Raw genomic sequence first — 15,014 nt, forward strand, 5'->3', positions numbered from 1 at the left:
TGAGTGTTAATCTGAGAGTGGGTCATGAAGATTCCTGCTTTCTTGTCTGGTTGCACTAACAAGAATAGGTCTTCATGGCCTTTTTGGTCTAGTCGCTAAGGTGTTGCACTTGAATTGTAAACTGGGGCCAAGAAAACAGGGCTTGTTTCAGATATTATTGAATCAGCGATTAAACCCGATAAGGTCTATTGGAATTCAAGAGTACCAATCATAATGCCTAAAATCTGGGATGGAAAATATCGTAGGGTTAATTATCAGTTAACACTACAAAAACATCTCCTGGAAATTCTTTGGTTGTCAAAAAAAATTCCAAACTCTGGAAGTATCAGTAAGGCTTTAACATCGTTTGCCAAAAGATTGGATCAACAAAGGGCGATTGAGGAATCGATTATGCCGTTGGTGAGTATTGTAGCAGACATAATAAGCAAGAATCCGAAGGCTATCGCGCCAGGAGTCGGCGTACTCAGCAAGATACTTCTTAAAGGACAACAGAAACCGAGCAAATCTGCGGAGATAGTATCGAAGATCACAACGAAGCTTGAGAACACACCAAACCTAGAATATTTGGATGTGTGGTTGCAACGTCTATCAATACTGTCAGGCTCAGAACTGACGTTTTCAGGCAAAATATGTAATGCTGTAAAGAATCCTAATAATACAATCTGGGATTCGTCGTTTGTAAGATCTAAGATAGCCTTGCCGCCAATTATTGATGAGGTTAAACTCCAGGAGATTAAACCAGAAATTTCCACACAAGTGTTTGATGTTTTCAGTGATTATGGCGCATAAAGATAAAAAATACTTGAGTAGTGGCTGTTCAACTAGGCCACCATATTCTTGGTGCTGGTAGTAAATTTGTACCGGAAACGATAGGTTTGCCCTTCGTTCGTAGTTGAAATCAAAATTGGTATAGCAAACACCCGCAAGAACGTCAGGGCATTGCTTAATACCATTGCCTGATCAATCTTGACGGCTAATGACTCAGCTGTTCGGGTATTGACTAAGTCCAAGCCTACTGACCCTTTGAGAAAGGCAAATCGACGCTCAATGGCACCACGACGGTTCTCCGCATCCGTATCCTGTCGGCGTTTCTTGGCATCGACACGCTTTGGCTTTGCGCCCAGTTTAGGTCCGCAAAGAGTGATGCCTAGATCCTGACACAACTTGCGATTGTCGCGGTTACGGTAAAGTGTGTCGGCCAGTACCTCATCTGGGTAATGGCCATGCAAGTCGAAGTAGTGATCCAAGGTCGCTTCAAAGTCTTTGCTTTCATTGAAAGCACTGAATTCAAAGCGCTCAATATCAATGATACCTTCACTCAATGAAGCGTCAATCTTAGCTCCGAACTCAACTTTAGCTTTCGCCTTACCACGCTGAATCGGTCGAATGTATGGTTGTTGGAGACTAACAATCCGGTCTGCGACATGGTGAATCTTGTGCGTAAACATGTACCATTGTTGGTCGAACAAGATTCGGATGACACCCAAGCGTACTGCTTGTTTGGCGGTTAAGATTGCCCCGGCGTCGATGAATTCATTGATGTAGCGCAGATCACGGCGGACATATTGAAGTTGGGCCTTAACTTGCTTGTGAACGGATTGCTTTTGGCTCTTTGGATGCCTTGAAAAGGCCGTCCAAACTTGTTTGGCCTCACGCTTGTACATGCGTGGGTTAGGAACATTCAGTTGATGCGCCATGTCAATGGCCATGTCTTCAAGATTCTGGCGGGCTTGATTGAGCAGCGATGTATCTTGGGGATAACGGATCTTCACCGGAATCGCTGTGGCATCCGTGATCATGACGTCAACTTTGAATGGCACCACCGCTTCGATCTTGGCGCGAAGCCAATCGTTGATAATGTTTCTGACCAGTTCAGAGATGTCTGCGATCCGCTTGCGGAAGGTACACAAGCTTGTATAGGCGAAAGGCTTCTCTGCACGATATTCCGAAAGTCAGATGAAATACTGATAAGCCGGTGTATCTCGAATCGCGTCGACCACACCGCGATCGGTTAGTTTCATTCGATTTTGAATCAGGCCGGCCCCATAAAGCATCCGAAATGGCTTGGCCGCTCGCCCGGTACCTTTCTTGGAAAACTCCAATTGGTATGCCTCATCCAGTTCTTTCCACGGGAAAATATCAGCCAAGCGCACCCACTCGTTGTCTGGACTGAGCGGTGTGCTCAGACCGCAACCAAAGGATTCAAAAGAGAGTTGGTGAGGACTTTGACGATAAACCATGGATAAAACCTCCAAGTCAATTTCGTAAATGCACGGGAAATGTCTGAAAACCGGGATTCCGTATGCATTTATTATAAGACAGTAGCGTCTTAAAATCACTAGTATCAGTCACTACGCGTTTTTGAACAGCCACTAATTAGATGCATTCGCACGTACGAACGATTAAATTATGTGTACAATACAACAGCATGTGTAAGTCCTGGCGCTGTTGTATGACGGATGTAATCATAGCAATAAACGTATCAACACATACGCAGAAAAAAATCAACTTGAAATTTCGGAGGATGTAGCTCGCAATGAATGGATGTTAAATTTAGGGGTGAAATAATTGTGCCAGACGCGAATGGTGTTCTGAATGACGAGATATGGTTGGTGAAAGAATAGCGGGTACATTCGTCATCAAGAGGCATTTTGAATTATGACAAAAAGATTTCAATGAATTGTAATCGGTCTACAAAGTTGAGAATAGAGATAAGTGCTGTATACTTAATAAGAGAGCATTGAAAGTAGACACCTTATAAATGACAATTATTAGGTTTGGGGAACACCAACGTGGTCAAGGACATGGGTGTAACACAATTTAATGGCACATATTCAGGGGGGACAATTAAATGGCGGCACAACTGGATTCAGATGAAACGGCCCGAGTGGTCTTAAACGACAAACGAAAAGCGAGTGTGGTGAACAGGCATCGCTTTTACAGTGTATATGCGAAACGATGGATGGACATTGTTTTTTCGATTTTTGGATTGTTGGTTTGTGCAGTTCCGATGAGTGTGGTAGCGATTTTGATACGGTTGACTTCTCCAGGACCAATCCTTTATTGCCAACTGCGTGGAGGTCGCAATGGCAAATTTTTTGTTTTATATAAATTTCGAAGCATGTATATAGATGCGCCGGAACGGTCAAACCAAGAGTTTTCGGTGAAAGCTATGAAGCACTATGTAACACCATTGGGTAAAATACTGCGACGAACTTCAATTGATGAGCTTCCCCAACTAGTAAACGTTCTTCGTGGGGAAATGAGTTTTATTGGCCCCCGACCTTTGGCTAAAACGGATCAGGAGGTATTACAATTAAGGGCAAAAAATGGTGCCGAACAAATAAGGCCAGGAATCACTGGTCTTGCACAGGTTCATGGCAGAAACTCGATTTCGAATACTGTAAAAGCTGAATACGATAAAGAATATGCTGAAAATTTATCTATATTTCAGGACATGCTAATCGTTCTTTGCACAATAAAGTCGGTATTTCTGCAATCAAATTTAAATCGGCATGATGGAGGAAATAATGAAAAAAATTAAAGTTATGACCGTATTTGGAACTCGTCCAGAAGCAATAAAAATGGCTCCGCTTGTTCTCGAACTAAAAAAAAGGGATTCTGAATTTAAAACAGTAACTGTTGTATCCGCACAGCATCGCCAAATGCTGGACCAAGTACTGCAAATTTTCTCAATTATTCCTGATTACGATTTGGATATTATGAAGCAACGGCAATCGTTGGACCAAATCACTGCAAGTGTGGTTCAAAATCTGGGGAAAATCATTGAAGAGGAGAAGCCTGATATTGTCTTAGTCCATGGTGATACTACAACTACATTTGCAGCAAGTGTATCAGCATTTTATCATCAAACAGAAATCGGGCATGTGGAAGCTGGACTTAGAACGTGGAATAAATATAGTCCATACCCCGAAGAGATGAATCGGCAACTGACGGATGTTCTTTCGGACCTGTACTTTGCTCCAACTAGTCAGTCAAAAGCAAACTTGCTTTTGGAACATCATGATGAGAAGAATGTTTTCGTTACAGGAAATACTGCAATTGACGCTTTAAAGCAAACTGTGACTGAAGACTATCATCATGAAGTCATGGATTACATAGATCCAGATAAACGCATGATCTTAGTAACGATGCATCGCCGTGAAAATCAAGGCGAGCCGATGCATCGCGTTTTTCGAGTAATGCGGAACGTCGTTGATTTGTATCCGGATGTTGAGATTGTCTATCCTGTTCATCTGAATCCAGTAGTACAAGAAGCGGCACAAAGCATTCTTGGTGGACACTCCCGAATCCACTTGATTGCGCCACTTGATGTGGTTGATTTTCATAACCTTGCGTCTAGGAGCTATTTTATTATGACGGATTCAGGCGGTGTCCAGGAAGAAGCCCCTTCTCTTGGCAAACCAGTCTTAGTATTAAGAGACACGACCGAACGTCCTGAAGGCGTAAAGGCAGGCACACTGAAACTCGTTGGAACCGATGCAAGATCCGTTGAAAGAGAGATGAAATCTCTTTTGGATGACAGTGAAGAATACAATCGTATGGCCAATGCAAAGAATCCATATGGAGATGGCTCTGCGGCAGATCGTATTTTGGATTCCATTTTATATCACTTTGGTCAGACAACTGATGCGCCAGACGAGTTTGTGTAATCAAAGAAAACGTAGCTATAAGGCCAGATAGGAATTGGTGGGGAATGAGCGAAAGGAAGAGTATTTTAGTAATTGCGCAATATTACTATCCCGAACCCTTTCGGGTTGCCGATGTTTGTGAGGGCTTAGTGAAGAGGGGTTACGAAGTAATGGTGGTAACAAGCATCCCTAACTATCCTGAAGGAAAAGTTTATGCCGGGTATCGTAATCATGAGCATAGAGATGAAGTTATTAATGGCGTAACTGTCCATCGTTGCGGTGTTATTCCTAGAAAACACGGTACTTTGTTCAGATTTTTGAATTATTATAGTTTTGTTGTAATGGCAACGAGGTACGTTCAATCAAAAAAATGCCATCCACTTAATGGAAAAACATTTGATCTTGTGTTCATCAATGAAACATCACCGATAATGATGGCCGAGCCTGCGATAGCGTATTCGCATAAATACGGAACACCGACGGTTTTGTATACGTTAGATTTATGGCCAGAAAGCTTGGCTGCTGGTGGCATTAAAAGTAAGTCGCTCATTTATCGATATTATTTTCATGTTTCAAAATGGATATATAGGAAGATGGATAGAATCCTTATCAGTTCTAAATCTTTTAAGAAACATTTGGCAAGACAATTTCAAATTGATGAGGATTCGGTATATTATTTGCCTCAATATGCTGAAGATCGCTTTGTACCGAACGCTCTCCAAGCGAATAAGGATACTACGCGTTTACTATTTGCGGGAAATGTTGGTAAAATACAAAGTTTGGAAACTATCGTGAAGGCAGCTTACTTATTGTCAGATAGCGCTGTAATTTTTGATATTGTGGGCAGTGGTTCGGATTTGCGCAGGATCCAGGAACTTGTAAATGATTTGAAAATTGAAAATGTTATCTTCTACGGAAGACGTGACGTTTCAGAAATGCCAGAATTTTATGCAAAAGCGGATGCGATGCTGGTCACGCTTGCCGCTGATCCGCTTATTAGTATGACCCTCCCTGGTAAAGTTCAGTCGTACATGGCGGCGGGTAAACCGATCATTGGTGCAATAGACGGAGAAGCCGCCAAAGTTATTTCTGATGCCAACTGCGGATATTGTGGCCCGGCTGAAGATGTGGCATCTTTGGTAAAGAATATTCGTTTGTTCATTCAAAATAACAATGCTAAAATTCTTGGAACGAATGCACGTAACTTTTATGAAACATATTTTTCAAAAGACCAATTTTTTCAGAAACTTACTAATGTAATTGAACAAGTAAAATGAGTATTCAATTATAAAATGTTGACCCTAATAAATGGAGGAAATTACTATTGTCAGTTTTTAAAGATGCAACCCTTATGATCACCGGTGGGACTGGCTCTTTTGGCCATACTGTTTTGAAACACTTCTTGACCACGGACATTGATCAAATTCGGATTTTCTCTCGAGACGAAAAGAAGCAAGACGAGATGCGTCATGAACTTCAGGCGAACTACCCAGATTATTTCAACAAGGTCAAATTCTATATTGGCGATGTTCGCAACCTGCAATCAATCTCTGACGCCATGGTTGGGGTTGACTACGTATTCCACGCTGCTGCTTTGAAAGAAGTGCCTTCATGCGAATTCTTTCCAATGGAAGCTGTCCGGACCAACATCGAAGGTACAGATAACATGCTTCATGCAGCGATTGCCGCAGGCGTTAAGAAAGTCGTCTGCTTGAGCACTGACAAAGCAGCTTATCCAATCAACGCCATGGGCATCTCCAAAGCAATGATGGAACACGTTGTCATGGCCAATGCGCGGGTTGCTGAAGAACGTGGCGAAACTGTCATCTGCTGCACACGCTACGGTAATGTTATGTGCAGTCGTGGGTCCGTTATTCCATTGTTCATTCAACAAATCAAAGATGGTAATGAAATCACCATTACCGATCCAAACATGACCCGCTTCTTGATGAACCTTGATGAAGCCGTTGATCTGGTTCAATTTGCCTTCGAACATGCTAACCCTGGTGACTTGTTTATTCAAAAGTCTGACGCCTCCACGATCGGTGATTTAGCCAAGGCCGTTCAAAAGTTGTTCGGCGACAGTGGCACTAAGATCATCGGCACTCGTCATGGTGAAAAACTCTATGAAACTTTGATGACTCGCGAAGAACGTGTTCGTTCAGAAGATTTGGGGAACTATTATCGTGTTGCTGCGGACAACCGTGACCTTAACTATGACAAGTTCGTGGTTAAAGGCGATGTGACGACTCAAGACGATGAATCCTACACTTCTAGCAACACCCGTCGCCTCAACGTTGATGAAACGGTTGAAAAGATCAAGACAACTGACTACGTGAAAGCAGTCTTGGCTGGCGAACAACCAATCGAGTAGTTACTGAGGGAGTAGAACATGAAGATTTTAGTAACTGGTGCTAAAGGTTTCGTCGGACGTAATTTGGTTGAGAACTTGTCGAACATTCAAACTGGAAAGAATCGTATGCGGGATTTGAATGTCGAGGCAGTTTATCAAGTTGATCGTGATACTGAACCTTCTTTACTGAATGAGTATGCTGAACAAGCTGACTTTGTCTTCAATTTAGCCGGCGTCAATCGACCCAAGAATGTGAGTGAATTTACTGAAGGTAATGTCGCCTTTGTCTCGGAACTCTTGGATGCGTTGAAGTGTGCGGGTAATCATTGCCCAATCATGTTATCGTCTTCGATGCAAGCGTCATTGAGTGGCCGTTTCGCTGATTCCGAGTATGGACGCAGCAAGTTGGCCGGTGAAGAGTTGTACTTCGATTATGCACAGGAGACAGGTGCCGAGGTGCTCGTTTATCGCTTCCCTAATTTATTTGGGAAGTGGGCACGCCCGAATTACAATTCTGCAGTCGCAACTTTCTGTAATAACATCGCACATGGTTTGCCTATTCAAGTGAACGATCCTTCGGTTGCCCTTGATTTGGTCTACATCGATGACCTGGTCGAAGAGATGTTTGATGCATTGGAAGGACACGCCCATCATTGTGACTTCGATGGCACTCAAGCTATTGCGAATGAACAAGGCCGTTATTGTTATGTGCCGACTTACCATACTGAGACGTTAGGCGAAATTGTGAACTTGTTGCATCAATTTGAAGCCCAACCTCAAACTTTGGAATTGCCAAGTATCGCGGGTAATAGTTTTGCCAACAAGCTGTATGCGACCTACTTATCATACTTGCCACAGGATAAAGCGATTTTTACGCCACAGATGCACACGGACAATCGCGGAAGCTTCACTGAACTGATCAGAACCAATGATCATGGTCAAGTATCGGTGAATATCAGCAAACCTGGCATCACGAAAGGCGAACATTGGCACAACACCAAGTGGGAACAATTCATCGTGGTTTCTGGTCACGGACTGATTCAAGAACGCCGTATCGACAGCGATGAAGTTCTGAACTTTGAAGTATCTGGCGATAAGATCCAAGTGGTCCAGATGTTACCAGGGTATGTGCACAATATTATCAATTTATCAGACACGGAAGACTTGGTCACCGTGATGTGGGCGAATGAAGCGTTCAATCCTAACCGTCCAGATACTTATGCTGAGAAGGTTGTTCAATCAAAGGAGAATTCAAATGAGTAACGATGTCGCGTTTAAGGACAATGGCAAACTGAAATTATTGATTGTCGTTGGCACTCGACCAGAAATCATTCGATTATCAGAAGTCATCAAGAAATGTCGGCGTTATTTTGATGTTTTACTGGCGCATACTGGTCAGAACTATGATTATAACTTAAATGGAATCTTCTTCCGTGACTTGGAATTGGATGATCCAGATGTTTACTTGAATGCTGTGGGTAAAGATTTGGGTGAAACCATGGGGAATATCATCGCTAGTTCTTACGAATTAATGACCCAAGTCAATCCAGACGCCATCTTGGTGTTAGGTGATACCAATTCTTGCCTCAGTGTGATTGGTGCCAAGCGGTTGCATATTCCAACTTTCCATATGGAAGCAGGTAATCGTTGTAAAGATGAATGCTTGCCAGAAGAAACCAACCGTAAGATCGTCGACATCACCTCTGATGTCAACATGGCTTACTCTGAACAAGCACGGACTTACCTTGCAGAATGCGGTTTGCCACGGGAACGGACTTTTGTAACTGGCTCGCCAATAGCTGAAGTCTTGCGGAGCCACCTTGAATGTATCTTGAATGCAACAACGCTGGATGACTTAAAGTTGGAAAAAGGCAAGTACATCTTGCTTTCCGCTCATCGAGAAGAAAACATTGATACGGACAAGAACTTCTTGAACCTATTCAATGCAATCAACAAAATGGCTGAGAAGTATGATATGCCAATTCTGTATTCTTGCCATCCACGTTCTCGCAAGAAGCTTGAGAGTACTGGTTTTAAGTTGGATCCACGGGTTGTTGCCCATGAACCGCTTGGCTTCTTAGACTACAATGCCTTGCAAATGAATGCATTCGCCGTAGTTTCTGATAGCGGAACACTTCCCGAAGAAACAGCGTTCTTCAATTCAGTTGGTCATTCATTCCCAGCCGTCTGCATCCGAACATCTACTGAACGCCCAGAAGCGATGGAAAAAGGTGTGTTTGTCTTAGCTGGAATCGACACTGACTCATTACTTCAAGCGGTTGACACTGCAGTTGAGCTCAACCGTGACGAATTCGTTGGCGAACCCGTCGCTGACTACGGTGAGGATGTTTCGACCAAGGTCGTTAAGATCATTCAAAGTTATACCAACGTGGTTAATCGAATGGTTTGGCGCAAAAAATAATTATTACCATCTTTACGACATTTCGATTGTTGAAATGTCGTAAAATTAGTTAACTGCAAATAATAAGGTATGCCAATCGATTGAATTGGAGCGCAGGATGCAGACATTAGTGGGGAAAAGATGACTAAAGTAAGTATTATTCATTCGAGATATACGGATGAAGACGGTAAAATTAAAATTGGTGGTGTTGAGAGTTATATAAATGCGCTCTCTGGGATTATTCAAGAACTTGGGTATGAACTGTCAATATTTCAATATGGGATAAAAGATGTTGAGCATAGTGTAAACAATGTTAGAGTGGTGGATGTCGGCAATGCTAAACGTCCGAGCGATTTGTTAGAATATATTTCCAAAAATGAGAATCCAGATTTTCCCAATGATTTAATTATTTTTGCGTCTGATTATATGATTTCAAATAATAGATTTAAACACTCAATTGCAATTCAACACGGTGTTGCATGGGATATTACTTCTGATAGAAGAGTTTCTCGAACTATGAATTATGCAAACATCATCAAGAATGCATTACGTGCAATTCGAAAATATAATAAATATCGTGAATGTCACACTCTCGTATCCGTCGATTATAATTTTCCAAACTGGTACCGGTCTGAAGTAAAACACATTGACAATAATCTGGTTGTTATACCCAACTTTGCAAGGATCACCAGGACTGCTTATGCTCGGTTGAATGACAATAAGGTTCGAATCATCTTTGCTAGACGATTGGTTGAATATCGAGGGACGCGCTTATTTGTAAATGCAATTCGGCCATTATTGGAACGTTATCCTTTTATTGAAGTTGTGATTGCAGGTGATGGGCCTGACGGTGTCTGGATGCAAAACGAGCTGGCATCATTTGACAATGTGAAATTCATTAAGTTTGAAAGTCGAGACAGTGTAAAAGTACATTCCCAATTCGATATCGCGGTTGTTCCAACTAAAGGGTCAGAGGGGACTTCACTATCTCTTTTGGAAGCAATGGCCGCAGGTTGCGCCGTTGTTACAACTGGAATCGGGGGGCTTTCAAACATTATTATTGATGGATATAATGGCAGGATTGTGATTCCCAAAACAAAGCCGCTTGAAAATGCAATTGAAGAGTTAATAACAAATCCAAAGCTCAGGAATACCCTCTCTTCGTGTGGCAAAATTACTGTTAGAGAAGCGTTTTCGTTTGAAAAATGGAGCCATAAATGGAAAGAGTTACTGGCTCATGAAATTGCGGCAGATTGAACCAATTTTTTTGAAAGGTAGATGAATTTATGAAAGTTGGCATTATTTTATTTTCAAATAAACGTTTTTCTCCGTTTTTGAAGTACTACACGAATATCCTATCTCATCAGCAAGGTGTTTCATATCAACTAATTTTTTTGAATCGCGATGTTTCCCTGCGTGAAACAACCACAGATAATGAAACATCGATTTCATGGATAGGCAAAGGCACGAACAAAGCAGGCACGCCTGAAAAATTTTTAAACTTCATTCACTTTGCAATCAGAGCAGGTCACATCATAAAAAGCAAACATTTCGATTATTTAATCATACTAACGACGATGCCCGCAGTGCTGTTATCCCATTTATTAATTAGACAGTATTCAGGCCGTTACTTGATAGATATTCGTGACTATACCCATGAAGGGTTTAAACCATATTTTCATATTGAGGAGCAAGTATTGCACCACTCTGACATCAATGTAATTTCATCGAAGGGCTATACAAATTTTCTGCCGATTGGGGAATATTTGCAGGTACACAATTTTAATGGTACTTTACAAACTGGATTGAAGCCTCTTACCTTAAAAAAATCGGCACCGATTATTATTGGATACATCGGTAGCATCTCGTATGAGAGCCAATGTCTAAAATTAATTTCGCTGATAGAAACTGATCCTCGTTTTGAATTTCATTTTTTTGGCAATGAAGAAAATGGTTCCACGATTTCTCAATACGTCAATAAGCTAAATAATGAAAGAATCCAGATGCATGGTCCTTTTCTGCCAGAAGAAAAAGCCGATAAATACTCGATGTGTGATCTTGTTTTTAACTGTTACGGTAATTCAACTGATCTTGTACGTTATGCAATTTCAAACAAATATTATGATGGAGCATTATTCGGCGTACCCGTTTTAGTCAGCCCTGACACAGCAATGTCAGAGCTGGTCGGCGATTTTGGGTTTGCGTTGGATCTTGACCACATTCAAGACCTTCACAATCTCTACGAATGGTATCAAGCTATAGATCCGACGGCGTTTTGTGAGTATACTCGAAACGTTATTGAAAAAGCCGATCACGATAATAGTGCGCTGGCGAAAACAATTGTTGATTCGCTGATAAGTTTGAAAGACTAAGGGAAGATATCCATGTCTAACAATTTAAAGTATGGAAGTTTGGATATAGCATATTCGTTCACGGTAGTCTTCTTACCGTTTTTATATTTATTTAAAGGGATTGGAAATAGTTTTTCACTTGGTGAGCTATTAGTAATGATTCCATTGCTCATTGCGTGCATCAATGACGTTGCTAAGCAGAGAAAGTTACGTGTTGACGGATCGTTACTTTTGTTTTATTTTGTTGTGTTCGTGACATCGTTGTTTTCAATTGCGAATGCATATTTCGTAATCTCTAAATTTATGACAATCTTATTTCGATTGTTGTTTTATGCGCTACTAATACTGTTTGGAAGGTTCCACTTTCATGTTGAAATTGTATATAAAGCCTATACCTTTTCTGTACTCTGCTTTTCAGCATACTTGGTGCTGCAATACGTTTATTTTCAATTGAATAATGGATATCTGCCGATTTATCTCCATTATTCTTGGCAGTTTCCACCTGAAGCGCGTCCAGAATCACTAGCTCAGTACTATAAGTGGTCATTTAGACCGGCCTCACTATTCCTCGAACCGGGATATTTTTGCTTGTTTGTTACTCCTAATATTATTCTCAATTTGTTCATGAAGAATCGATCTGGTATGGAAGGATTTTCATTAGTTTTTGCACTCGTTGCAGTGGTCTTGTCTGGTTCAGGTGCGGGAATTATTTCGCTTTCTCTCATATTGGGAGTCTATATTTTCAGTTCTACAGCCAATTCGAGCGGATTACAAATTTCAGTGAGATTATTATTCATCGTATTGATCATTGTTGTGGGTTACTTGTACCTCAGATATAATGCAAGCGGATCTGACTCAGTTTCTCGTATTTCAGATGGGGGCTCGTTTAACCAACGAGTTACACGTGGATTAATAATATTTCGACAGTTACCATTTCAGCATCAAATCTGGGGAGTTGGGCTGAATAACTTGGGTGCATATATGTCTAGGTATGGCATTTCGACCATTTACGATGAAACCAATTTGAATTATGCAGCTTCAATAATCCAGGTAGGACTATTTTCTGGAATCATTGGGCTTGCCTCCCTGTTAATCTATTTGGGAACTTTGTTGGCACGTACAGTTCACGCGATGAAAGTGATGACAAGTCAATCACTCAGACCTGCCTGCTTGATTGCGATGTATCTTTACCTAATTGTTATACTTTCGTATGAGGCAGTCCTATTTAGTTACAGATTTGCATTCGTTCTCATCATATTCGAGGCAACAATTCGATTTGTTAAGGGCAACAGTTCGCATCACATCAGTGAGCACTTAAGGAGTAGATTGTGAGACTACTAAAGAATTTTTTTTGGAATGCTGGATACCAAATATTCATTCTCATTGTTCCCTTGGTGACGATTCCCTACGTTAATCGTATTCTAGGTCCAGTACAAATCGGAATTAATGCATATACAAATTCAATTGCGCAATACTTCATTCTTGCAGGGAGTCTGGGTATTAGCATATACGGGAACCGCGAGATTGCGTACCATAAAGACAATGTAGCTGAAAGATCCCAAGTGTTTTGGGAACTAGCAATACTTCGGCTTGCAACAACTTTTATTGCTTCGATAGCTTATTTTGCTCTGATTGGCATTATGAATCGATATAAAATCTTTTTTTTGGCACAAAGCGTGATTGTTGTTGGAATGGGGTTTGATATCTCGTGGTATTTTCAGGGCGTCGAAAAATTTGGGATAATTGTTATACGCAGCACATTAGTCCGAATATTATCTTTGGTAGCAATATTTGTATTTGTGCGCAAACAGTCTGATCTGGCAATATATATCTTAATAGTTGCACTGTCGCAAACATTAGGATACTTAACGCTAATACCATACTTACGTGGAGAGATTATTCGTCCAAATTGGAAGATGCTATCATTTCGTCGGCACATATTTCCAGCAATTGCATTACTTGTTCCTCAGGTTGCAACCCAATTATATCTTCAATTAAATAAGACTATGCTGGGTGTAATAGATAATGTTGCCTCATCTGGATATTATGACAATGCGGACAAGATAATAAAATTGATCCTTGCACTGGTCACTGCAACAGGTACAGTTCTATTGCCACACGTTGCAAATAGATTTGCTAAAGGAGATAAAGCTGGAGTCCAAAAAGCCTTACACGTGTCAATACACATCATTTTGTTAATGGCATTTCCATTGGCAGCTGGTTTGGTAGTTGTTGCACGGCCACTAACCATCCTTTTCTTTAGTCAGAAATTTTTGCCAGTTCAATCTCTTATTCAGATTGAATCATTAGTAATTATTTTTATTGGAGTAAGTAATGCAGTAGGTGTCCAGTATTTATTACCCACAAATCAGGTTTCACAATATACTCGTTCTGTCGTATATGGTTCAGCAGTTAATATCATCCTAAATATTCCGATGATCATTTATTGGGGAGCTCGTGGCGCAGTGGTTGGAACAGTGATTTCCGAAGCAGTTGTAACTATATATCAGCTATTGGTTGTCCGGGACCAGTTGAATATTCGAGTGCTCTTTCGGGAAACCTGGAAATATTGTGTTGCAAGTTTAATTATGTTTATAGGAATATTTCCGTTGCGCTTTTTCCACATCTCACTTGTTAAGTTATTGATCTTAGAAGTAGTCTTTGGCGGAATAATATACTTTTTCATTTTAATTATTCTTCGACCACATTTTCTTTTAAAAAATATGAGTCAATTACTTTGGAAAAAAAGATGAAGTGATTCGCACTTCTAATCTTGTTCTTGATTATCCATCATAGTTATTATAGATTCTTTTGTGCTATCTAGTGGCTGGTGAATAATTTGTCCAAGTTGTCTGTATCAGTTCTTTAATCCGTTATCGTTGTATAATAGATGCATAGGTTTTCCGGAATATCCGTAATTTCCTTTGCAGTTACCACAACCCTATCGGAGGCGTTATCCATGGTTTATCGTCAAACAGTGTAAGCAGGAGATAACAGCACGGATTCCCTAATCAAATTTCCAGCGGTACACTGACCTCATCAATTATGGTGAGGTATTTTTTATGTCAGATAAACCCGATATCGTCCAAATCAAGATGGATCAACCTAACCTGCCTCGTCCGGCGGCGGTAGGTAAGCACCTAATAACAGACCGCCTATCCCTCTCAATTGCCAAGCGGTATCATGACCTCATCATAAGAATGGTGAGGTATTTATATGGACGAAGATCAACCCGAGATTGTTCGTATCAAGTTGGA

General features: G+C 41.0%; 12 protein-coding genes and 1 pseudogene. 12 read left to right on the forward strand and 1 reads right to left on the reverse strand.

What is annotated here, in order from left to right; all coding sequences use genetic code 11:
• The first annotated feature begins 213 nt into the window (after nt 1–213).
• Entirely contained in the window at nt 214–789 is a 576-nt protein-coding gene (locus ACGG90_RS14445; protein WP_390410503.1) for a hypothetical protein, read from the forward strand.
• A 32-nt stretch (nt 790–821) separates the two neighbouring features.
• Here the strand turns inward: ACGG90_RS14445 and ACGG90_RS14450 are convergent.
• Nucleotides 822–2,240 (reverse strand): annotated as a pseudogene (locus ACGG90_RS14450) (IS5 family transposase).
• A gap of 611 nt (nt 2,241–2,851) precedes the next feature.
• Between ACGG90_RS14450 and ACGG90_RS14455 the strand changes: the two are divergent.
• The 11 genes from ACGG90_RS14455 to ACGG90_RS14505 all read left to right on the forward strand — a co-directional run.
• Entirely contained in the window at nt 2,852–3,544 is a 693-nt protein-coding gene (locus ACGG90_RS14455) for a sugar transferase (protein WP_390410505.1), read from the forward strand.
• On the forward strand, nt 3,531–4,673 hold the full coding sequence (gene wecB, locus ACGG90_RS14460) for a non-hydrolyzing UDP-N-acetylglucosamine 2-epimerase (protein WP_340493436.1): 1,143 nt from the start codon (nt 3,531–3,533) through the stop codon (nt 4,671–4,673). The genes ACGG90_RS14455 and wecB (ACGG90_RS14460) overlap by 14 nt, the downstream gene beginning before the upstream one ends.
• Nucleotides 4,674–4,717: 44 nt before the next feature.
• Nucleotides 4,718–5,929, forward strand: a complete 1,212-nt coding sequence (locus tag ACGG90_RS14465; protein ID WP_340493439.1) for a glycosyltransferase family 4 protein — start codon at nt 4,718–4,720, stop codon at nt 5,927–5,929.
• Nucleotides 5,930–6,003: 74 nt separating this feature from the next.
• The gene (locus tag ACGG90_RS14470; protein WP_390410514.1) at nt 6,004–7,026 is read left to right on the forward strand and encodes a polysaccharide biosynthesis protein; all 1,023 of its coding nucleotides are present in this window, start codon (nt 6,004–6,006) and stop codon (nt 7,024–7,026) included.
• Nucleotides 7,027–7,044: 18 nt separating this feature from the next.
• Nucleotides 7,045–8,268: a polysaccharide biosynthesis C-terminal domain-containing protein gene (locus tag ACGG90_RS14475; protein ID WP_340493443.1), complete on the forward strand. Its 1,224-nt coding sequence runs from the start codon at nt 7,045–7,047 to the stop codon at nt 8,266–8,268.
• Nucleotides 8,261–9,427 (forward strand): non-hydrolyzing UDP-N-acetylglucosamine 2-epimerase, encoded by a 1,167-nt coding sequence (wecB, locus tag ACGG90_RS14480; protein ID WP_390410507.1) that lies wholly within the window; start codon nt 8,261–8,263, stop codon nt 9,425–9,427. Before ACGG90_RS14475 ends, wecB (ACGG90_RS14480) begins: the two co-directional genes overlap by 8 nt.
• A gap of 120 nt (nt 9,428–9,547) precedes the next feature.
• Nucleotides 9,548–10,663, forward strand: a complete 1,116-nt coding sequence (locus ACGG90_RS14485) for a glycosyltransferase family 4 protein (protein WP_340493448.1) — start codon at nt 9,548–9,550, stop codon at nt 10,661–10,663.
• A gap of 29 nt (nt 10,664–10,692) precedes the next feature.
• Nucleotides 10,693–11,778 (forward strand): hypothetical protein, encoded by a 1,086-nt coding sequence (locus ACGG90_RS14490; protein WP_340493450.1) that lies wholly within the window; start codon nt 10,693–10,695, stop codon nt 11,776–11,778.
• Nucleotides 11,779–11,790: 12 nt separating this feature from the next.
• Entirely contained in the window at nt 11,791–13,089 is a 1,299-nt protein-coding gene (locus tag ACGG90_RS14495; protein WP_390410509.1) for a hypothetical protein, read from the forward strand.
• Complete coding sequence (locus tag ACGG90_RS14500; RefSeq protein ID WP_390410510.1) at nt 13,086–14,510, forward strand: flippase; 1,425 nt, start codon at nt 13,086–13,088, stop codon at nt 14,508–14,510. Before ACGG90_RS14495 ends, ACGG90_RS14500 begins: the two co-directional genes overlap by 4 nt.
• 309 nt (nt 14,511–14,819) lie before the next feature.
• Nucleotides 14,820–15,014, forward strand: a 195-nt coding sequence (locus ACGG90_RS14505; protein ID WP_390410512.1) for a hypothetical protein, incomplete at its 3' end; no start/stop codon positions are given.

Origin of the sequence: Lacticaseibacillus jixiensis (assembly GCF_042847315.1) — a bacterium.
In the GTDB taxonomy this organism is placed as follows: domain Bacteria; phylum Bacillota; class Bacilli; order Lactobacillales; family Lactobacillaceae; genus Lacticaseibacillus; species Lacticaseibacillus jixiensis.